The 20,669-nt window shown below is 65.2% G+C and carries 16 protein-coding genes; 9 read left to right on the top strand and 7 right to left on the bottom strand.

Annotated elements, in window-relative coordinates; translation table 11 throughout:
• Window positions 1-318: 318 nt before the first annotated feature.
• Window positions 319-1,098, bottom strand: coding sequence for a response regulator (locus CI805_RS00260; RefSeq protein WP_260928004.1), 780 nt, complete (start codon window positions 1,096-1,098; stop codon window positions 319-321).
• 617 nt (window positions 1,099-1,715) lie between these two features.
• On the opposite strand from CI805_RS00260, the gene CI805_RS00265 reads away from it, so the two are divergent.
• Both CI805_RS00265 and CI805_RS00270 read left to right on the top strand, forming a co-directional pair.
• Window positions 1,716-3,914, top strand: coding sequence for an ATP-binding protein (locus CI805_RS00265; RefSeq protein ID WP_260924904.1), 2,199 nt, complete (start codon window positions 1,716-1,718; stop codon window positions 3,912-3,914).
• Window positions 3,911-4,903, top strand: a complete 993-nt coding sequence (locus tag CI805_RS00270) for an autotransporter outer membrane beta-barrel domain-containing protein (protein WP_260924906.1) — start codon at window positions 3,911-3,913, stop codon at window positions 4,901-4,903. Before CI805_RS00265 ends, CI805_RS00270 begins: the two co-directional genes overlap by 4 nt.
• A gap of 4 nt (window positions 4,904-4,907) precedes the next feature.
• Here the strand turns inward: CI805_RS00270 and CI805_RS00275 are convergent, their stop codons facing one another.
• The 3 genes from CI805_RS00275 to CI805_RS00285 form a co-directional block, all read right to left on the bottom strand.
• Entirely contained in the window at window positions 4,908-6,698 is a 1,791-nt protein-coding gene (locus tag CI805_RS00275; protein WP_260924908.1) for an acyl-CoA dehydrogenase C-terminal domain-containing protein, read from the bottom strand.
• A gap of 154 nt (window positions 6,699-6,852) precedes the next feature.
• Complete coding sequence (locus tag CI805_RS00280) at window positions 6,853-9,168, bottom strand: 3-hydroxyacyl-CoA dehydrogenase/enoyl-CoA hydratase family protein (RefSeq protein ID WP_260924910.1); 2,316 nt, start codon at window positions 9,166-9,168, stop codon at window positions 6,853-6,855.
• Window positions 9,165-10,301 carry a thiolase family protein gene (locus CI805_RS00285; protein ID WP_260924912.1) on the bottom strand — a complete coding sequence of 379 codons (1,137 nt, stop codon included), beginning with the start codon at window positions 10,299-10,301 and terminating at the stop codon, window positions 9,165-9,167. The genes CI805_RS00280 and CI805_RS00285 overlap by 4 nt, the downstream gene beginning before the upstream one ends.
• 234 nt (window positions 10,302-10,535) lie before the next feature.
• Here CI805_RS00285 and CI805_RS00290 point away from each other — a divergent pair, with 234 nt between their 5' ends.
• From CI805_RS00290 to CI805_RS00310, 5 genes are read left to right on the top strand one after another with little or no spacing between them, the layout of a single operon-like run.
• Window positions 10,536-10,940 carry a DUF2147 domain-containing protein gene (locus tag CI805_RS00290; RefSeq protein ID WP_409934958.1) on the top strand — a complete coding sequence of 135 codons (405 nt, stop codon included), beginning with the start codon at window positions 10,536-10,538 and terminating at the stop codon, window positions 10,938-10,940.
• A gap of 52 nt (window positions 10,941-10,992) precedes the next feature.
• Window positions 10,993-12,291, top strand: a complete 1,299-nt coding sequence (locus tag CI805_RS00295; protein WP_260924920.1) for an OmpP1/FadL family transporter — start codon at window positions 10,993-10,995, stop codon at window positions 12,289-12,291.
• Complete coding sequence (locus CI805_RS00300; RefSeq protein WP_260924922.1) at window positions 12,291-13,979, top strand: long-chain-fatty-acid--CoA ligase; 1,689 nt, start codon at window positions 12,291-12,293, stop codon at window positions 13,977-13,979. Before CI805_RS00295 ends, CI805_RS00300 begins: the two co-directional genes overlap by 1 nt.
• 59 nt (window positions 13,980-14,038) lie before the next feature.
• On the top strand, window positions 14,039-14,422 hold the full coding sequence (locus CI805_RS00305; protein ID WP_260928005.1) for a MerR family transcriptional regulator: 384 nt from the start codon (window positions 14,039-14,041) through the stop codon (window positions 14,420-14,422).
• Window positions 14,419-15,285 (top strand): acyl-CoA thioesterase, encoded by an 867-nt coding sequence (locus CI805_RS00310; protein ID WP_260924924.1) that lies wholly within the window; start codon window positions 14,419-14,421, stop codon window positions 15,283-15,285. Before CI805_RS00305 ends, CI805_RS00310 begins: the two co-directional genes overlap by 4 nt.
• A gap of 232 nt (window positions 15,286-15,517) precedes the next feature.
• On the opposite strand, the gene CI805_RS00315 is transcribed toward CI805_RS00310, so the two are convergent.
• Window positions 15,518-16,222: an NAD-dependent deacylase gene (locus tag CI805_RS00315; RefSeq protein WP_260924926.1), complete on the bottom strand. Its 705-nt coding sequence runs from the start codon at window positions 16,220-16,222 to the stop codon at window positions 15,518-15,520.
• A gap of 36 nt (window positions 16,223-16,258) precedes the next feature.
• Here CI805_RS00315 and dapB point away from each other — a divergent pair, with 36 nt between their 5' ends.
• Together dapB and nth are read left to right on the top strand one after the other, a co-directional pair.
• Window positions 16,259-16,987 (top strand): 4-hydroxy-tetrahydrodipicolinate reductase, encoded by a 729-nt coding sequence (gene dapB / locus CI805_RS00320; protein ID WP_260924927.1) that lies wholly within the window; start codon window positions 16,259-16,261, stop codon window positions 16,985-16,987.
• The gene (gene nth, locus CI805_RS00325) at window positions 16,984-17,643 is read left to right on the top strand and encodes an endonuclease III (RefSeq protein ID WP_260924928.1); all 660 of its coding nucleotides are present in this window, start codon (window positions 16,984-16,986) and stop codon (window positions 17,641-17,643) included. Before dapB ends, nth begins: the two co-directional genes overlap by 4 nt.
• Before the next feature lie 317 nt (window positions 17,644-17,960).
• Here the strand turns inward: nth and CI805_RS00330 are convergent, their stop codons facing one another.
• Together CI805_RS00330 and dapE are read right to left on the bottom strand one after the other, a co-directional pair.
• Window positions 17,961-19,280: a dicarboxylate/amino acid:cation symporter gene (locus tag CI805_RS00330; protein ID WP_260924930.1), complete on the bottom strand. Its 1,320-nt coding sequence runs from the start codon at window positions 19,278-19,280 to the stop codon at window positions 17,961-17,963.
• Window positions 19,281-19,443: 163 nt separating this feature from the next.
• Window positions 19,444-20,616, bottom strand: coding sequence for a succinyl-diaminopimelate desuccinylase (gene dapE / locus CI805_RS00335; protein ID WP_260924932.1), 1,173 nt, complete (start codon window positions 20,614-20,616; stop codon window positions 19,444-19,446).
• Window positions 20,617-20,669 lie beyond the last annotated feature (53 nt).

The raw sequence follows: 20,669 nt of genomic DNA on the forward strand, positions 1-20,669 counted from the left end.
CCTTCGGGATCGCTTCGCCATCTGACAATGTCAGTCATGGCGACGCTGCCGATCGAACAGCCGTACATTGGGTAAACCCTCCCCTTTCTCACGGCGGAAAGCCGCAAGGTGGAAGGGGTTTGGCCATGGGCATTTGCCGGAAAATTTCACCAGTTCATCGCATTGTTACCGCCCCGACGGCGACTGCTACAAATCGCGACAATTTGGTGAAATAGAGCGACGTCCACTCCATCGCAAAAGTTTGCGAGAGGCCGGAAGACGCCAAAAGGCCCACCCGAATTTCCACCGGGCAGGCCATTTGTTGCAATTATTATCGAATCACCGCGGCTGCGGCTCGGTCGATGCCGAGGGAACGAAGAGATACCCTTCGTTGCGGACGGTGCGGATGATGTCCTGACCACCCTCGCCATCCGACAGCTTGCGACGAAGGCGACTGAGCTGCACATCGATCGCGCGATCGTAATGTTCGCTGTCTTCCCCACGCGACCAGTCGAGCAACTGGTCGCGGGTCAGCACCCGGCGAGGATGCTCGGCAAAGGCGCGCAGCAAACGGAACTCACCATCCGACAGCGAGATCAGCCGGTTCGCCGGATCGAACAGAAGGCGGAGACCAAGGTCCATCCGCCAACCGGCGAAATAGAGGCATTCGCCGGAGTGGATCTCGTTATCGCCTGAGCGTGGCGAAGCGGAAATCGTATTGTCGGCAACGAGATGGAGCAATGGCGCGCCGGTCTCGCGACGACGCAGAACAGTCCGAATGCGCGCCAGAAGCTCGCGCGGATTGCAGGGCTTGGCGAGATAATCGTCTGCCCCCATCTCCAGGCCGACGATACGATCGACGTCGCTGCCGACCGCGCTCAGCATGATAACCGGCGGCGCATCGGCCCCCAGCTGGCGAAGCGCGGTCAAGCCGTCTTCGCGCGGCATCATCACGTCGAGCACGATCAGATCGAAACGTCCCTGCGCGAGATGCTCGCGCATGGCCGGCGGATCTGCGGCGGTTACGGTGTCGTACCCGTGCTTGGCAAGAAACTCGCCGATGAGCGAACGGATACCTTCGTCGTCATCGACGATCAGGATTCGGGTCTGCATGTCCATCGCGGGATTTTCTAGGCTCATTACCCCAAGATAGAAAGCCTGCGTGCCAGCGGCATTTCAGCGATTGATACAGCTCGCGACAGTCATGCAACAGTGTGAAACCGACCTGAAATCGGTCAGCAAACTGCCCCCTGCACTCAGAACAGCATGAACAGTCAGGCAAGGCTTGGCCCGTTATGCAGGATGTTTCGTGCACCAACTTCGGCGCCCCCCGTCGAGATACCGCACGATCCGGCATTCTGTGAAACGGGCAAGACCGCCGGCGCCGGGGTTGCCGCCAAGACCCCTGCCGGCCCCGAGGCCGTTGGCTTAGCAGGAATTGTTGTCGCACCCGCCCTGCTTTCCAACGGCCTCGGAATTGCAACAAGGATCGGCTAGATGCCGCTCCAGGCCGTCGGCCCGAAACGAATCGCGCCTTCGATTGCGACGTTCGGGTCTGACCTGAAGGTTTTACGAGGTGACCGTTCCCGCACCGCTTTCGGGCAGGCGGGGACGCGGAGCGGGCTCAGGAGGGATGTGTCCCTCTCTCCTGTGCCCGCTTCGCAAAACGCCCGAGATCGAAACACACCTTGCGCAACCGCTCGTTTTCGACGCCGAATCGTGGCATTGGAGCGCACATGAAGTCTCCTTCCACCACGCGCCTGAAAGGTCTGCCCCTGGCGGTGCAGATGATCGCGATGCTTGTCTGCGCGCTCATCGCCGCACAGTTGGTAACGCTGGCCCTCACGGTCATGCTTCCGCCGAGCCCGACCGCGCGCTGGAGCATCGACGAGGTCGTCGATGCGCTCACCAATCGGCAGCTGGCCGACCGGCTTGAGCGCAAGACCATGGCCGGGCCGCCCGATGTGAGCGGCGAGGGATGGCTGGTATCCGAATCCTCACGCGATGTGCTCGCCAAACGGCTCGGTGTTGATCGTCGCAACGTGGTGCTGGCATTTTATACCCAGTTGCCTGTCGGCGGTGTCGCAGTTCCGGCCAAAGCCCGCTCGCCACTGTCCGATTTCGCCGACAATGCGCCGACGGGTCCGGCCATTCCGCATTGGCTGGGCCTGTCCTCGCTGCTGATCGAGGTTGCCCACGCCCAATCCATCCCCGGCGGACCGCCCAGCATCGGGCAAAGCGCCAGCCCGATGCGTTTCCCCGGCGGCCAGTTTCCCGGCGGCCGTTTGCCGGGCGGACGATTGCCCGGCGGCGGCATGCCCGGCGGCCGGTTCCCCGGCGGACACCTTCCCGGCAATCATCTTCCTGGCGGCAGCGTTACCCCCGGCGGCCAGCCGACCGGAACCCGGAACCCGGACGGCACCATGCCCTCCCGCACCCCCGGCAATGGCTTCACCGGCACCAGCCCGGAAAGCACGCTTGTAACGGGCAGTTCCAGCGTGACCGATCGCGGCTATCAGCAGATCCCCAATTTTGGACAGAATCCTGCTTCAGCCCTGATCGGTAACGGCATCGGCGGCGAGGTCGGCACGCAGGGCATGGGCCCGGCACACACTCCGGGCTTCGTGTCCGCACCGCTGAACGCTGCGCGACCGGCTGGGCTGTCAGGGCCGCTCGTGATCGACAGCCCTGTAGCAAAAGCGGCTGACCGTGCCGATGACAGCGCGGATATGATCCGTCGTCCAACCGTGCGCACGCCGATCGCCATGGCAAGCAGCGTTCCGTCCCAGACAGCCGGACTGATCGACGATCTCAATCCTGTCTCTGTCGAGCGCAGCGCCGCGCTGGCGCGACAGGCCGCTTTCGATGCCACTGTGGCCGGCACACCGCAGCCGATCCCGTTCCGCCGCTCGAACGAGAGCCTGTTCGCGTTCGCCTCACCGCCGTTCATCGAAGGCGATTTCATCGCTGCCGCCCGTCAGCCGGACGGCCGCTGGATCGCGGTTGCGCCACGCGCGGAACCGTTCCCCAACGCCTGGCAGAAGCGGGTGATGCTGTGGTTCGCGCTCTCGCTGCTGATCACCAGCCCCCTCGCATGGATGTTCGTGCGCCGTATCGTGCTGCCCTTGCGCGAATTCGCCCGCGCTGCCGAACAATTGGGACGCGATCCTTCCGCCACGATCCTGCCGCTGTCCGGCCCCGCCGAAATCGGTCGCGCGGCCAACGCCTTCAACCAGATGCGCAACCGGGTCCGTTCCTTCGTTGACGATCGCACCGCCATGGTCGGCGCGATCAGCCACGACCTGCGCACGCCACTGACCCGGCTGCGGTTCCGGATCGAGGACGTGCCCGACGAGCAGCGCGAAGGTCTGCTGCGGGAAGTCACCGAAATGGAAGCCATGATCAGTCAGGTCATTGCCTTCATCCGCGACGCCTCGACACCCGGCCCCCGCGAACGTTTCGATTTCGCGGACCTGATCAGCCGCAGCGTCGACGACGCGCAACTGGTCGGCGGCGACGTCAAGCTGGAGCGCAATGCCCACATTCCGGTCGATGTCGATCCCGTCGGCATCCGGCGCCTGATCGGCAACCTGCTCGAAAATGCGATCAAGTACGGCGCAACGCCGGTGCGCGTGCGCGCGAGCCTGCGCAACGGCGAAGCCGTGGTCGAGATCATCGACAACGGCACCGGCATTCCCGAAGAGGAATTCGACCACGCGTTCGAACCGTTCTATCGCAGCGAAGCCGCACGCAAATCCGGACAGAAAGGTACGGGGTTGGGCCTCGCCGTCTGTCGCTCGATTGCAAGAGCGCACGGCGGGGACGTCACGTTCCAGCACACCAGCGACGGGTTCGTGGCCCGACTGTCGCTGCCGGCATCCTACGAACAGACCCGTCGTCGTCCGGCGGAACCGGTCCTGCGCAAGGCTGCATGACCGCAATGCACGTCCCGCGTTTCGCCCTTCTGGCGGCAGGCACCCTGCTGTGCCCAGGCCTCGCCTGCGCCCAGCAGAGCGAGAATGGCGCCCCCCTGGTCACGGCGACGGGCAATGCGCCTGCGGCGGCGGCACCAGCCAAGGACGATGACGGGCAGATCGAGGTTCCCGCTGCCTCCGATAATTCCAATACCGCTGCACCGCTCTGGTCTGCAGAAGCCTCCGGCGGCATAAGCCAGCGCGATGACGGTCCGGACGGCTCTTGGCAGACGCTCTCGCTGAGTCGTCAGGTCGGCAAAGCCTACGTTCGGGCCGGGTTCATGCGCTATCGAGGAACGCTGGTGCAATCCGACACCGCGCTGCCCTCCACCTATTACGTCGGCACGCTGGGCGCGGGCGGGAACTTCCACAACTGGGTCACCGATGTCTGGGGCAGTTTCGGCATTCAGGACTACGGCAGGATTTCGAGCTCGCTGGGCAGCCGGGACAGCACCGGCGCCAAGTCGAGCGATTACGAGGCCTTCGGCGCCGATTTCGGCAAGATCATACCCTTCGCCAAGCTGTGGTATCTGACGGCCACCGTCACCGGTTCCTACGCACATGGCAAGCTGCTGCGCCCCGCGCCTGACTATTCCGGCCTTACCGACGCCGAAACAGACGAGCCAACCTGGTCGGCCTCGGGCACGCTTCGCCTCGATCGCGCTTTCGGAAATCACGCCGAGAACTATGTCGGCCTTTCGGTTACACGGGCCTGGAGCAGCAATGCCGTCTCCGATATCCGCTACTCCTCCACCGAATATGCCACCGCTACCAGCTTCGCGACGCTGATTTCCAGCAACCACATCGCCGACAGCTGGTTCGAGGTGGGTGCCAGCACCAATCTGCAGGTGACGCACAGGCTCTATCTGGACCTGTTTGCCACCCGCAGTTTCGAAGCCAAGTCCGGCGCCACGACGAGCGTCGGGATCACTTTGCGCCGCGCGTTCTGATCGTTCAGAATTCGTCGGCGTCGAGGGCCATCATCGAGGCCTTGCCGGACTTTATCGCCAGGAAGGCCGCCGTCGCCTGCGGCAGGATACGGTCGAAGAAGAACTGCGCCGTCGTGATCTTGGCCTTGTAGAAACCAGCCTCCGCACTGCCTTCCGCCAGCTTCGCGCGGGCCAGCACCACCGACTTGGCGAAGCAGTGGCCCATCGCGACAAGCCCCATAAGACGCAGGTAGTCGGTCGCCGCAGCCCCCGCTTCCTCGGGGTCTTTCAGCCCCTTCTGGGCGATCGTTCCGGTCGAGAGCTGAAGTGCCCCGAACGCCTGCTCAAGCGCCTTGAACAGGGGCTCGGTGCCCTCGTCGTCCTTGTGCGCCTCGATGAAGGCCGCAACCGGATGGAAGAACGCGCGCAGATAGCGCCCCATGTGCGCGGGCAGCTTGCGACCGACCAGATCGAGCGCCTGGATGCCGTTGGTGCCCTCGTAGATCATCGCGATCCGGGCATCGCGGGCATATTGCTCCACACCGCTCTCGGCGATGTAGCCGTGCCCGCCGTAAACCTGCACCGCAAGGTTCGCGCTCTCGAAGCCGAGGTCGGTAAACAGCGCCTTCACCACCGGGGTCATCAGCGCGATGAAGTCCTGCGCGTTCTGCTTCACAGCCGGGTCGGTGGCGTGCTTCTCGGCGTCGAGCGCGCGGGCGACCCAGCCGGTGATCGCGCGGCAGCCTTCGTTGTAGGCGCGCATCGTCATCAGCATGCGGCGCACGTCGGGGTGGACGATGATCGGGTCGGCCGGGCCCTTGGGGTTCTTCACGCCGGAGAGCGAGCGCCCCTGCAGGCGGTCCTTGGCATACCACACCGCCGCCTGATAAGCCGCCTCGCCCACGCCAAGCCCCTGCACGCCCACCGAGACACGCTCGGTGTTCATCATCGTGAACATCGCCTCCATGCCCTTGTGGGGCTTGCCGACCAGCCAGCCGGTGGAGCCATCGAAGTTGAGTTGACAGGTGGCCGAGCCCTTGAGGCCCATCTTGTGTTCGATCGCGGCGACCGACACGCCGTTCGCTTGCCCCGGCGTGCCATCCTCCTTGGGCAGGTACTTCGGCACCAGCAGCAGGCTGATCCCCTTCACGCCTTCGGGCGCATCGGGAAGCCGTGCCAGCACGAGGTGAATGATGTTCTCGGTCAGGTCATGCTCGCCCGCCGAGATGAAGATCTTCGCGCCCGAAACCTTGAACGAGCCATCGCCCTGCGGCTCGGCCTTGGTGCGCAGCATGCCGAGGTCGGTGCCGCAGTGCGGTTCGGTCAGGCACATCGTGCCCGACCATGTGCCCTCGACCATCTTGGGCAGGTAGGCCTGCTTCAGCTCGTCACTGGCATAACCCTCGATCGCGGTGGTCGCGCCGTGAGTCAGGCCGGGATAGAGCGAGAAGGAAAGATTGGTCGAACAGATCATCTCCTCGGTCATCTTGTTGACAGTCTCAGGCAAGCCCTGCCCGCCCCATTCGGGATCGGAGGCGAGCGCACACCAGCCGCCCTCGCGGAACATGTCATAGGCTTCCTTGAAGCCCTTGGGCGTGCGCACCACGCCGTTTTCCAGCGTGCAGCCCTCGATATCGCCGCTACGATTCAGCGGCAGGAGCACATCCTTGGCGACCTTGGCCGCCTCTTCGAGCACCGCGTCGACCAGATCGGGGCTGAACTCTTCCAGAGCCTCCAGACCGCCGAACCCGTCGTCCTCGTGAAGCTCGTGGAGCACGAACTTCATGTCGCGCAAGGGGGCTTCATAGACCTGCATTGTCACTCTCCGTCGGATCGGGCGCGCGTCTCGTCATCCGGCGCGCGCCTCTTTGGTTGGGGGTCGGCACCGGCCCTCTCCCCACCCTGCCACCCATAGGGTACTATCTTCGGGTGGCAGGGTGGGGGAGAGGGCCGGTGCCGACCAGCATCTATCAATTACGCAGCGGCTTGCCGGTTGCGAGCATCGTCTCGATCCGGGCCACCGTGCGATTGTCGCGCACCCGCTTCATGAAGGCCTCGCGCTCCAGCCGCAGCAGATCCTGCTCGCCCACCACATCGACCACATCGGCCTCGCCGCCGGTCAGCACGCCTGCCAGCGCGTCGGAGACGACCATGTCGTAATCGGTCGCCTTGCCCTGCTTGTGGAAACCCTCTGCGGCCAGCGACAGCGCCGCGCGGCCACTCGCGCCGGGCAGGCGGAACTCGGGGTGAGCAGGCGCGCTATAGCCATCGACCAGCGAGAGCGCTTTCTGCTTGGCATCGTACAGCAGGCGATCGCGGTTCATCGTCACGCCGTCGCCCTCGCGCAGGATCTGCAACTCGCGGGCATTGGCGGCGGACTTGGAGACCGTCGCGGTCGAGACCATCTCGAACACCTTCGCAACCGGCGGCATCGGCCCCTTGGGCATGCCCTTCGCATTGCGCCAGCGCTCCAGCATCTCGCCATTACCGCCCCAGCCGGGGATCAGCCCCACACCGCATTCGACCAGACCGACATAGAGTTCGGCATGCGCCTGAATGGCATCGCAGTGGAGCAGCACTTCGCAGCCGCCGCCCAGCGCCATGCCCGCAGGCGCGCCCACCACGGGGAACGGCGCATACTTCAGCCCCTTGATGGCCATCTGCCCGCCACCGACCAGCTTCTCGATCTCGCCATAGGCCGCAATGTTCAGCGCGAAGAGCGCAAGGCCAAGGTTCGCGCCTGCCGAGAAATGCGCGCCGTCGTTGTAGATCACCAGCGCCTTGAACTGCTTGGCGACCAGCGGCAGCGCCTCGGCGATCAGCTTCATGACCTCGCCGTCGAGCGCATTCATCTTGCCGGTGAATTCGAGGCAGGCGACGCCATCACCCACGTCCCACAGCGCGGCGGAGGCATTCTTCAGCACCGGCTTGCTGCCCAGCTTCACGTCCTCCAGACGCAGCACGCCTTCGGGGCGGACGATATCGTGGTACTCGCCATCGAGGCCGAGGGACTGGCGCTTGCCGTTCTCTATCCGATAGAACGTGCGATCGCCTGCCAGCGTGAGAAGTTCCGGCACCGGCTTGCCTTCGGCGGCAAGGCGCTCGGCCAGATACTTCGCGCCGATCCGGTCGATCATCTCGAACGGGCCGGCCTTCCAGTTGTAGCCCAGCTTCATCGCGTCATCGACCGCGACCACATCGCTGGCGGCAGAAGGCACGAGGCTGGCCGCATAGCCGAGCGTCCCGCCCAGGATGGCCCAGGCATAGTCGCCCGCCTTGCCCTTCGCCTCGACCAGAGCCTTCAGATCGCCCTTCCCTGCCGGACCGGACGGCGCGCGTGCCGAAACCTTCTCGCGGTATTCGCCGGAGGCAAGATCGATCGCCTCGCGGCGGCGGTTCTCGCCCAGACGATAGAACCCGCCCTTGCCCTTGCGGCCGGTGTAGCCCTCCGCAATCATTGTCTCGACCAGCGGAATGCTACGCGCAATCTTCTGATAGGGATCGTCGGCCGGCAGCGTCGAGGTCAGGCTCGCCTGCAAGTGCGGCATCAGATCGATGCCGACCAGATCGACGAGACCGAAGATGCCGGTCTTGGGCACGCCCATGGGCTTGCCCGCGATGGCATCGGCTTCCTCAACCGACAGCCCCAGATCGAACGCCGCGTTGAGGCCCAATTGAATCCACAGCGTGCCGATACGATTGGCGATGAAACCCGGCGTATCCTTGGCATGGACCACCGTCTTGCCGAGCGAAATGTCAGCGAAGCGCTCGACCGCTTCGGCCAGCGCGGTATCGGTGTCCGGGCCGGTGACGATCTCCATCAGCCGCATGTAGCGCGGCGGATTGAAGAAGTGGGTAATCAGGAAATCGCGTCGAAAAGCCTCGCTGCGCCCTTCCACCAGCTTTCCGAGCGGGATCGTCGAGGTGTTCGATGAAACCGCCGTGCCGGGGCGCTTCACCGCCTCCAGCTTCGCATAGAGGTCCTGCTTCACGTCGAGCCGTTCGAGCACGGCCTCGATCACCCAGTCGCACTCGGCAATCTTGCCGAGATCGTCCTCGATATTGCCGACTTCGACCAGCTTGGCCGCAGCCTTGCTCATGAACGGGGCGGGCTCGGTCTTGAGCATCTTCGCCACCGCGCCTTCTGCCACGGCGTTGCGGTTGGCTGGATCACGCACGATGTCGAGCAGCAGCACCGGCACACCTGCATTGGCGACCTGTGCGGCGATGCCTGCGCCCATGGTGCCTGCACCGATTACGCAGACTTTTTGAATTTTCTGGGTCATTCCGCTGCCTCCAGAACGGTAGCGATGCCCTGCCCGCCGCCGATGCACTGGCTGGCGAGCGCGTACTTGCCGCCCTGCCGCTTGAGCAGCGACGCCGCCTTGCCGACGATACGCGCGCCCGTGGCGCCCAGCGGATGGCCAATGGCGATGGCGCCGCCATCGATGTTCACCTTGGCGGGATCGAGTTCGAGATCGCGCAGACACGCGAGCGCCTGGCTGGCGAAGGCCTCGTTCAGTTCCACCACATCGAGATCGGCGGCAGAAATCCCGGCGCGTTCCAGTGCCTTGCGGCTGGAGAGGATCGGGCCGAGCCCCATCGTCTCGGGCGCGCAGCCGGAAACTGCCACAGACTTGATCCGGGCGAGGATCGGCAGGCCGTGGGCGCGCGCATAGTCCTCGCTGGTGACGAGCACAGCACTGGCGCCGTCGGTCAGCGGCGAGGAGGTGCCCGCCGTCACCGAACCCTTGGCATCGAACGCGGGTTTCAGTCCGGCGAGAGCTTCCGCCGTGGTTTCGGGGCGGATGGTGCCGTCCTCGGTCACTGTCCCGGCCTTGGTCTCGATCGACACGATCTCGTCCACCAGCCTGCCCTCGCTACGGGCGGCCCCGGCACGCTTCTGGCTTTCCACCGCAAAGGCTTCCTGCTCGGTGCGCGCGATCCGGTACTTTTCGGCGACGTTCTCCGCCGTCTCGCCCATCGACATGTAGGCGGCGCTGCGCTTGGCAAGTTCGGGGTTGGGCATCGGGTTGAAGCCCATCATCGGCACCCGGCTCATCGATTCGACGCCCGCGCAGACGAACACGTCGCCCGCGCCGATCTGGATCTGGCCTAAGGCATAATGGATCGCGCTCATCGACGAGCCGCAGAAACGGTTGACGGTCATCCCGCCCACAGAGATCGGCAGGTCCGCCAGCAGGCCGATCAGCCGCGCGACGTTGAAGCCCTGCTCGCCTTCGGGGAAAGCGCAGCCGACCACCAGATCCTCGATATCCTGCGCGGCGACGCCGGTCTTCGCGATCAGCCCGCGCACCACTTGCGCGGCCAGATCGTCAGGCCGGGTGCGGGCCAGCGCGCCCTTGTTGGCAAGGTGGAACGGCGAGCGGACATAGCCCGCGATCACGACAGATTTCATGCACTCTCTCCATGGGCGGACACCGTGGCCGGGCGAGTCCCGAACGGCAGCCTTTATTTCCCCTAAAGGTGCAAAGGTTTCCCTATACGTCAAGTAAATTTTGTGGCAGACCTCGTCTTGTCACTTCCCGCTCCGGCAAAGTCCGCAGCGAAAAAGGGAAGGATGTGAGAGAGGATGGAAAGGTCGTTCATGACTTACAGGAATCCCGCAATCGCGGGGCTTGCAGCCCTGACGATGCTGACAGCAGGGCTAAGCGTACCTGCTTCCGCAGCCAGCCCCGACTCGGTGCTCGGAACATGGCGCACCCCCACCAAGCACGGGCAGGTCGAGATCGTGAAATGCGGCGCCTCGATCTGCGGTCGGCTGATGGAGTCCGATGGCCTGAAGGCCAACCCGGACCTGCGCGACGTCAACAACAAGGACCAGACCAAGCGTGGCCGTGCGATCAAGGGCCTGCAGATTCTCGGCGGCGGTTTCACGTCGAAGGGGAACGTCTGGAGCGGCGGCACGATCTACAATCCCGAGGATGGCGGCACCTACAAGGCAACGATCACGCCTGACGGAGCCGACACGCTCAAGCTCAAGGGCTGCATCGTCTGGCCCTTGTGCAAGACCCAGACCTGGACGCGGATACGCTGAACAGGCGCGATAAAACGGCCAGCAAGGCCATGATAATATGGGAGAGTACAAGATGACGACGAAATCGACGCGGCTGATTCTGGCAGGCGCCACATCGCTGATGGCGCTGACCAGCGCAGGCGCCGCCCACGCGCAGGCATTCTATCTGCAGGAACAGTCGGTACGCGGACAGGGCCGCGCCTTCTCGGGCGAAGCTGCCGATACCGGCATCGATTCGATCTGGTGGAACCCGGCCTCGATCGCCGAAATCCAGGGCGGCGAGGCGTCGGTCCACGCCAGCGCCGTGCTGCCGCGCGGCAAGGTGGTGGACAACGGCACGGTTGTCGTGCGCCCCGGCACCACCGGTGAAGCGGTCGGCGGCAATCCTGTCGCGAAGAACCCGATCAACAACGGCGTCCTGCCCTCGGGCGCCATCGCCTGGGGCACGGGCAAGCTGGCCTTCGGTGTCTCGGTGACCTCGCCCTATTCGTTCACCACCGATTACGCCTCGGACAGCTGGTCGCGCTATTCGGCGGACAAGACCAAGCTGCGCACCATCGATATTCAGCCCACGGTCGCCTTCGCGCCGACGCCGGGCCTGCGTATCGGCGTGGGGCTGAACGTCGAGCACGTGGACGCCACGCTGTCCAACTACCTGCCTAACCTGTCCTCCGCGCTGCCCGACGGCCACCAGTCGCTGGAAGGCAAGGGCTGGGATGTGGGCTGGTCGGCCGGTGTCCAGTACCAGACCGGCCCGCTGCAGATCGGCCTCGCCTACAAGTCCAGCATCGAGCACACGCTCAAAGGCTCCGTCACGATCGACGGGCTGCTGGGGCCGCTCGCCGCGCAGAACGGCACGATCAACGCCAAGGCCAAGTTCAGCACACCCTGGCAGGCAGTCGGCTCGATCCGCTATCGCGCCACCGAAGCGCTGACCCTCAACGCGCAGGTCGTGCGCTATGGCTGGAGCAAGTTCGACACCATCGATCTGGGCGCGCCGCTCAATACCTCGATCCCCGAAGACTACCGCAATTCGTGGTCCTATGCGGGCGGCATCGATTACCGCGTCAACCCGAAGTGGACCCTGCGTGCCGGTGTCCAGTACGCCAGCACGCCGACACGCAACACCGAGCGTGACGCCCGCGTGCCCGATTCGGATCGCTGGAACTTCTCGGCAGGCACCAGCTACCAGATGAGCAAGAGCATCGCGATCGACGCAGCCGCCTCGTACATCGCCTTCAAGGACGCGCCGATCAACCGCACGACAGCAGCCTATGCCGGAACCGTGGTGCAGACGCCGATCCTCGTCGACGGCGAATTGCAGGACGCATCCGCCTGGGTGCTCTCGCTCGGCGCGCGGGTGGCGTTCTGATGGGGGCCGCGGTGACGATCGAGGGCCTGTCGCCCAACCCGTTTGCCGGCGAGGAGATGCCGCCGATCGCACCGCGGCTGCTCACCGACCTGCTCGACCACGCCGTGGAATTCCACGGCGCCTGGCCGGCGGTCGACTTCATGGGCCGACGCTGGAGCTATGCCGAAATCGGCGACCTCGCCCACCGCGCCGCACGCGGCCTTCAGGATCTGGGCGTGACCAAGGGCACCCGCGTCGGCCTGTGCCTGCCCAACACGCCGTGGTACGTGATCTGCTACTTCGCGGTCCTGCGGGTTGGCGGCGTGGTGGTGAACCTCAACCCGCTCTACACCGCGCGTGAGATGGAGCAACTCGTCACGGATTCGCAGGCGAGCGTGGTGATCACCACCGATCTGGCACTTTCGTTGCCCAAACTGACGCCGCTGGTCGGCAAGGGCAGCTTCCATCGGGTAATCGTGTGCCCCTTCGCCGATGCCCTGCCCCGCGTAAAGGCCACTGCCTTCCGCCTGTTCAAGCGCGCCGATATCGCCACCGTCCCACATGATCTGCGCTATGTGATGTTCGACGATCTGATCGCCCGGCATGACGATCCCGATCCGGTCGATCTGACGCCCGACGATCTGGCGGTGCTGCAATATACCGGCGGCACCACCGGTATTCCCAAGGGCGCGATGCTGAGCCATGCGAACCTGGCCGCCAATTCGGCGCAGATGATCGCGCACGTCGGCCACATGCCCGAAAAACAGGAGCGCACGCTGGGCGTGCTGCCGATGTTCCACGTCTTCGCGCTGACAACCGTGCTCAACTATTCGGTCGATACGGCTGCCGAAATGGTGCTGCTGCCCCGCTTCGAGATGCGCTCGTTCCTGGCGACCGCGCGCCGTACCCGGCCCACGCAGTTCTTCGGCGTGCCCACGCTCTATGCCGCGCTGAACCACCAGCCGCTGGCAGGCGCCTTCGACGATGTGCGCGTGTGCATTTCGGGCGGCGCCCCCCTGCCGCTGGAAGTGCGCCGCGCCTTCGAGGAGAAGACCGGCGTGCGCGTGGTCGAAGGATACGGCCTGTCCGAAGCCTCGCCGATCATCACCTGCAATCCGCTGGAGGGCACGGTCAAGGACAACTCCTGCGGCCCCGCCTTCCCCGGCACCGTGATCGAGATCCGCGACCCGGAGAACATGGACCGCCTGATGCCGCCGGGCGAGAAGGGCGAGGTCTGCGCGCGCGGCCCGCAGGTCATGTCCGGCTACTGGAACCGGCCCGAGGATACCGCGCAGGTCTTTGCTGCAGGTGCGCTTCGCACAGGCGATATTGGCTATCTGGACGAAGACGGGTATCTTTTCCTCGTCGATCGCATCAAGGACCTGATCCTGTGCGGCGGCTATAACGTATATCCCCGCGTGATCGAGGACGCGCTCTATGAACATCCGATGGTGGCCGAAGCCGTGGTGATCGGCATTCCGCACCCCTATCGCGGCCAGACGCCCAAGGCCTTTGTTGCACTGCACCCCGGCGATCTGCTGGAGGAGAACGAGCTGCTCGATTTCCTGCGTGACCGTCTGAACAAGATCGAGATGCCGTCTGCCATCGAATTCCGCGACAGCCTGCCCAAGACCATGGTCGGCAAGCTTTCGAAGAAGGAACTGGTCGCCGAAGAGGCCGCGCGGCGCGCCGCCGGCAACGACGCATGACGCAGGCACTGGCGCGCGACGATGGCGCGCGGCAGGCGGCAACTCCGCCTGCAGACGAGATGTTCGGGATTCAGGAAGCCGCCGTGCAGTTGGGCGTCACCATGCGCACCTTGCGCTTCTACGAGGACAAGGGCCTGATCGCCCCGCAACGGGCCGGGACCACGCGCATCTATTCCCGGCGCGAGATCGGCCGGATGCAGCTGATCCTGCGCGGCAAGCGGCTGGGCTTCTCGATCCGCGAGATCAAGGAATTCCTCGACCTTTACGACGTCGATCCCGAGCATCAGGAGCAGGTGCGCGCGCTGCTGTCCCGCGTCAGCCAGCGCATGGACGAACTGCGCCGCCAGAAGCACGCGCTGGAACAGACGCTGGAGGAACTCGCGCTGATCGAGCAGCAGGCGCGTGACTGGCTGGGCGATCAGCCGGAGGGCAAGAAGGCATGACCGATACCGACATCCTGCGCGCCCGTCCGGCGGACCTTGCCGCGTTCCTGGAAGTCGAGCCGATCGACACCGACCTGTTCCGCGCGCCCGCGCTACCCGGCCCTGCCGCCCGCATCTTCGGCGGTCAGGTCGTGGCACAGGCGCTTGCCGCAGCGGGGCACGATCTCGACGGCTCGCGCCCGGCGCATTCGCTCCACGCCTATTTCCTGCGCGCAGGCGACACCGCCCGCCCGGTGATCTTCCGCGTGCTGCGCGACATGGACGGTGGCAGTTTCACCCATCGCCGGGTGGTCGCAACGCAGGGCGGGGTGCCGATCCTGAACCTTGCCGCCTCGTTCCATCGGTCCGAACCCGGCTTCGCGCATCAGCTTGACACGCCGCGCGTACCGTCGCCCGAAAAGTGCCCTTCGCTCGCGGAGGCGCTGGCTGCCGTGGGGCGCTCAATGCCTGCCAGTCTCGTCGATCGCCTCGCCGCCTTCGAGATGCGCCCCTGCCCTCCGTGCGAGCCGGTCGGCGGCATTCCCGCCCAACGCACCTGGCTGCGCCTCGCCTCGCCGCTTGGCGCCTCCCCCGCCATGGCGCGGGTCCTGCTGGCCTATGCCAGCGACTTTGCACTGCTGGGCACGTCCGTGCTGCCGCATGGCGTCACCCTGTTCACGCCCGACATGCAGTTCGCCAGCCTCGATCACGCAGTGTGGTTCCACGAGACGCCCCCGCTCGACGACTGGGTGCTCTACGCGATGGAAAGCCCGCAGGCCGGACACGCCCGCGGCTTCACCCGCGGCTCGGTTTTCACCCGCGAAGGCCAGCTGATCGCCAGCGTGACGCAGGAAGGCCTGATCCGTCGCAAGACGCGGGGCTAGGGGCAACATTCCATGGCAAGACTGGAGTGGCTGTGTTCGTCATTTCGGACAGGCGAGAGCGCGTAGGTCTGCACGCGCCCTGTTGCGGACGTATCCTCTCTCCTCTTCAGGGGAGAGATACGAAGGCTTGGCAGCTTGCTGACTAGCCGGAGTTGAGAGGGGTTAGGCCGCGGCTCCCCTCTCCCCTGAAGGGAGAGGGCTATGCAATGCCCCATCCTTACGACGCGGCTCCCTAAAGCCCCGCCAGCAGTTCCTCCACCCATGCAGGCACTTGCCTGCCCGCCGGGCCGTGGCGGGCCTCGTCGAACCAGTGGGTGCCTTGCGAGGGCTCCAGATTGATCTCCAGCGTTTCGGCGCCGATCTCGCGCGCCAGACGCACGAAGCCTGCCGCCGGATAGACCGCGCCCGACGTGCCGATCGAGACGAACAGGTCCGCCCGGTCGAGCGCGGCGTGGATTTCCTCCATGCGATAGGGAATCTCGCCGAACCACACGATGTCCGGGCGCAGCGACGGTTCGTCGCACGAGGGGCACGGCGGACGGTCGAGCAATGGCCCGGTCCACCCCATCCGCTCGCCGCAGGCCGTACACCAGGCCGAAAGATGCTCGCCGTGCATGTGCATCACGTTGTGCGATCCGGCGCGCTCATGCAGATCGTCGACGTTCTGCGTCACCACCGTCACTTCGCCCGGCCACAGCTGCTCCAGCCGGGCGAGCGCGGCATGCGCGGGGTTGGGTTCCCTGGTCTGGATCGCGGCACGGCGCATGTCGTAGAAGCGCAGCACCAGATCGGGATCGCGCGCGAAGGCCTCGGGCGTCGCCACGTCCTCGACGCGGTGCTGCTCCCATAGGCCACCTCCCCCGCGGAAGGTGTCGATGCCGCTTTCGGCGGAGATCCCTGCGCCGGTCAGGATCAGGATGTTGCGGTGTGCTGCCATCGCCGCCATGAGACCAGCGATTGCAGGAGACGGCAAGTGGCACGATTCGGAATACTGGGCAGCAAGGGGCGCATGGGACAGGCGATCGAACTCGCACTGGCAGATGTGGGCGAGGACTTCGCAGGCGGCGCCGGGCGGGGCGACGATGTGACGGTGCTCGCAAAAGCCTCGGATTTGCTGATCGACTTCTCCAGCCCCGAAGCGCTCGAAGCCAATCTCGATGCCGCGATGGCTGCGGGCGTGCCGATCCTCATCGGCACCACCGGCCTTGAGGAACGCCACCACTGGCTGATCGATCAGGCCGCGCAGGAAATTCCCGTGCTCCAGACCGGCAACACCTCGCTCGGCGTCACCCTGCTGGCGCATCTGGTGCGCGAGGCCGCCGCGCGGCTGGGCGAGGACTGGGATATCGAGATCGTCGAGAGCCACCACCGCATGAAGGTGGACGCGCCCTCCGGCACCGCGCTGCTGCTGGGCGAGGCCGCCGCCAAGGGCCGCGCCGTTTCGCTGGCGGATGCCTCGGTGCGCGGGCGGGACGGTATCACCGGCAAGCGCGAGGCGGGCACCATCGGCTTCGCGGCGCTGCGCGGCGGCACCGTGGCGGGCGATCACACCGTGCATTTCCTCGGCGATAACGAGCGCCTTGCCCTCTCGCACATGGCCGAGAACCGCTCGATCTTCGCAAAGGGTGCGGTTCGCGGGGGCCAGTGGCTGCTGGGCAAGGCGCCCGGTCGCTACACCATGCCCGAGGTCTTGGGGCTTTGAAGAAGGCCGAGATCTTCGAATTCTTCCGCCGCCTCGCCGAGCTTAACCCCTCGCCCGAGACCGAGCTGGAATTCGGCAACACCTACCAGTTGCTGGTCGCCGTCACGCTCTCTGCGCAGGCGACCGACGTGGGCGTCAACAAGGCCACCCGTGCACTGTTTCGCGAGGTGAAGACGCCGCAGCAGATGGTCGATCTGGGCGAAGAGGGCCTCAAAGAGCACATCAAGACGATCGGCCTGTTCAACACCAAGGCCAGGAACGTCATCGCGCTCTCACAGATCCTCGTCGATCGCTACGGCGGCGAAGTGCCCGAGGACCGCGATGCCATGGTCGGCCTGCCCGGCGTCGGGCGCAAGACCGCCAACGTGGTGATGAACTGCGCCTTCGGGGCTGAGACCTTCGCGGTCGACACCCATATCTTCCGCGTCGGCAACCGCACCGGCCTCGCGAAGGGCAAGAACGTGCTGGAGGTCGAGAAGAAGCTGGAAAAGAACGTGCCCCAGCCCTTCCGGGTCGGCGCACACCACTGGCTGATTCTCCACGGTCGCTACATCTGCAAGGCGCGAAAGCCCGAATGCTGGCGCTGCCCGGTGGACGACCTGTGCAGCTTCAAGCCCAAGAGCGAAGCGCCGAAGGTGCGGGCTGCGGCAGCTTGAGGTTTGAAAGTTAGGGGAAGGAATACGCAGGGGAGCAGAGCCCCCCTGCACCCCCTGAACGTCTCCCGACGATAGGGTATTGCCAAGGCTAGGCCGCTACCGCTGACTATAACTTACCCCCCTCACTTCGTCATTCCCGCGAAGGCGGGAATCCAGAATGCGCAGCGCCAGTCTCAAGACGCTCCGCGAACCGAAATGTCGAACTGGATTCCCGCCTTCGCGGGAATGACGAAGGTGTGTGTATAAGCGACACTCGCGCCGGAAGACGTAACGGGGTCCGGGCCCCAAGGCCCCGGCATCATCCTTCTATCTGAGCCTTACGCCTCAACCTGAGCCGGATCGACGTTCAACCCCTTGCGTCCCTCGGAAGCCGAGTGATGCGGCGAATGGCGATCCTCCGGCGTATCGTCCACCGACGGCTGGAGCATCCCTTCCGAGCGCGTGATCACTGCCGTCGCCACCGCGTTGCCGACGACATTGGTGGCCGAACGGCCCATGTCGAGGAAGGTGTCGATACCCAGCAGCAGGGCGATGCCTTCCACCGGCAGGCCGAACTGGGTCAGCGTCGCGGCAATCACCACCAGACTGGCGCGCGGCACTCCGGCGATGCCCTTGGAGCTGACCATCAGCGTCAGCAGCATCATGATCTGGTGCTCGATCGAGACGTGGATGCCATAGGCCTGCGCGATGAACATCGTCGCGAAGGTCATGTAGATCATTGAGCCGTCGAGGTTGAAGCTGTAGCCCAGCGGCAGGATGAAGCCCGAGATGCGGCGCGGCACGCCGAAACGGTCGAGCTGCTCGAACAGCTTGGGCAGGCCCGCTTCGGACGAGGCGGTGGAGAACGTCAGCAGCAGCGGCTCGCGGATATAGCGGGCCAGCGTGAAGATGCGCCGCCCCAGGAACAGCGCGCCGATGCCGAACAGGATCACCCACAGCAGGCCCATGCTGAAGTAGAACTCGCTCATCAGTACGCCATAGGTCACGACAATGCCGAGGCCCTTGGTGGCGATCACGCTGGTCAGCGCGCCGAACACCGCGAAGGGCGCGAAGCGCATCACATAGTCGGTGATCTGGAGCATGAGGTCAGCCAGCGCCTCGGTACCCTCGACTATGATCTTGCCCTTCTCGCCGATGGCGGTGAGCGCGACGCCGACGAAGACCGAGAACACCAGGATCTGCAGGATATTGTTGTTCGCCATCGCGTCGAACGCGCTGGTCGGGAAGATTTCCAGCACGAAGTGGCGGAACGACAGCTCGCCGGTCGACAGCGAGCCGAGGTCGCCGGTGGGCTGGAGGCCGACGCCGACGCCCGGCTGGAACAGGTTGACGAGGATCAGGCCCAGCGCCAGCGACATCAGGCTGGCCGAGATGAACCAGCCCAGCGCCTTGCCGCCGATCCGGCCGAGCGCCGTGCTGTCACCCATATTGGCGATGCCAGTGACGATCGTCGCGAACACCAGCGGCGCGATGATCATCTTGATAAGCTTCAGGAAAACGTCGGGCAGCAACTTGAAGTAGTCGGCGATCTTCGCAAGCGACGGATCGGCAGGCGTCAGCGTGGTGTTGAGCAGCCAGCCGACCACGATGCCGAGCACCATGCCGATGATGATGAAAAGTGTAAGACGCTTACCCAAGTTGCGACCCCCGCAATAATGTTGCGCACGATGGTAACAGCGCGATTCCCGCGCCGCAATGCCCGATACGTGCCTTCGCCCCCGCGAGGCTATGCCGCGAGGGTCTTCGTGTAACTTGCCTTAACGATCAGGACGCGCCGATCCGCTACCCTGCAACGCTTTGTTACAGGCTTTCAGGAGCCGCCAGCGCGGCCAGCGTCACGCGGCGGTAGATGCGCACCAAGGCTTCGAGATCGGGGACGGCCACGGCCTCGTCGCGCTTGTGCATCGTCGCGTTGCACAGGCCGAATTCGATCACCGGCGCCACATCCTTGAGGAAGCGCGCATCGGACGTGCCGCCGCTGGTGGAGAGTTCCGGCTCGATCCCGGTCTCGGCGCGGATCGCGTCGGCCAGCAGGGCGGAAAACTCGCCCGGTTCGGTCAGGAACGCCTCGCCCGAGATCAGCGGACGCGCGGTACCGCCATGGCGCTCGGCGATCTCGCTGACCAGTGCAGAGAGGCTGGCGCCGGTATGGGTATCGTTGAAGCGGATCGAGATACGTGCCGAGGCTTTCGCCGGGATCACGTTGTGCGCCGGGTTGCCGACGGTGAGGTCGGTCACTTCGAGGTTGGATGCCTGGAACCAGTCGGTCCCGGTGTCGAGCACCAGCCCCTTCAGCTCGGTGAGCATCGCCATCAGCTTGGTGATCGGGTTATCGGCCAGATGCGGGTAGGCGACGTGGCCCTGCACGCCCTCGACATCGAGGAAGATATTGACCGAACCGCGGCGCCCGATCTTCATCATGTCGCCCAGACGATGCACCGAGGTTGGCTCGCCCACGAGAATGAGATCGGGGAATGTCTCGATCGCGCGCATGTGGTCGATCAGCGCGCGGGTGCCGTGGACGGCGGGGCCTTCCTCGTCGCCGGTGATGATGAAGCTGACCGTGCCCGCGTCCGCCGGGATCGTCGCCACGGCCGCTGCCATCGCCGCGATCGAGCCTTTCATGTCGACTGCACCGCGACCGTAAAGCAGATCGCCGCGCACTTCGGGGGCGAAGGCCTCGCTGGTCCAGCCCTCGCCCGGCGGCACCACGTCGAGGTGGCCGGCAAAGGCGAAGTGGCGCGAACCTTCGGGACCGCGGCGGATCGCGAACATGTTCTCGACCGGGCCGTCCGGCGCTTCTCCCGCCACGAAGCGATGGACCTCGAAGCCAAGCGGCGCGAGCTGCTTCTCGAACACGTCGAACACCTTGCCGGTGGCAGGCGTGACGCTTTCGCAAGCCATCAGGTCATGGGCGAGGCGGATCACCTCGGCGGCGTCGGGGCTTGAGGCGGACAGCGTGATCTGGGACATGTCCTGCGCCATCGCACAGCGACCGGCCAATGACCATAGCCCATCAGGACATA

The organism is Novosphingobium sp. 9 (assembly GCF_025340265.1).
In the GTDB taxonomy this organism is placed as follows: Bacteria; Pseudomonadota; Alphaproteobacteria; order Sphingomonadales; family Sphingomonadaceae; genus Novosphingobium.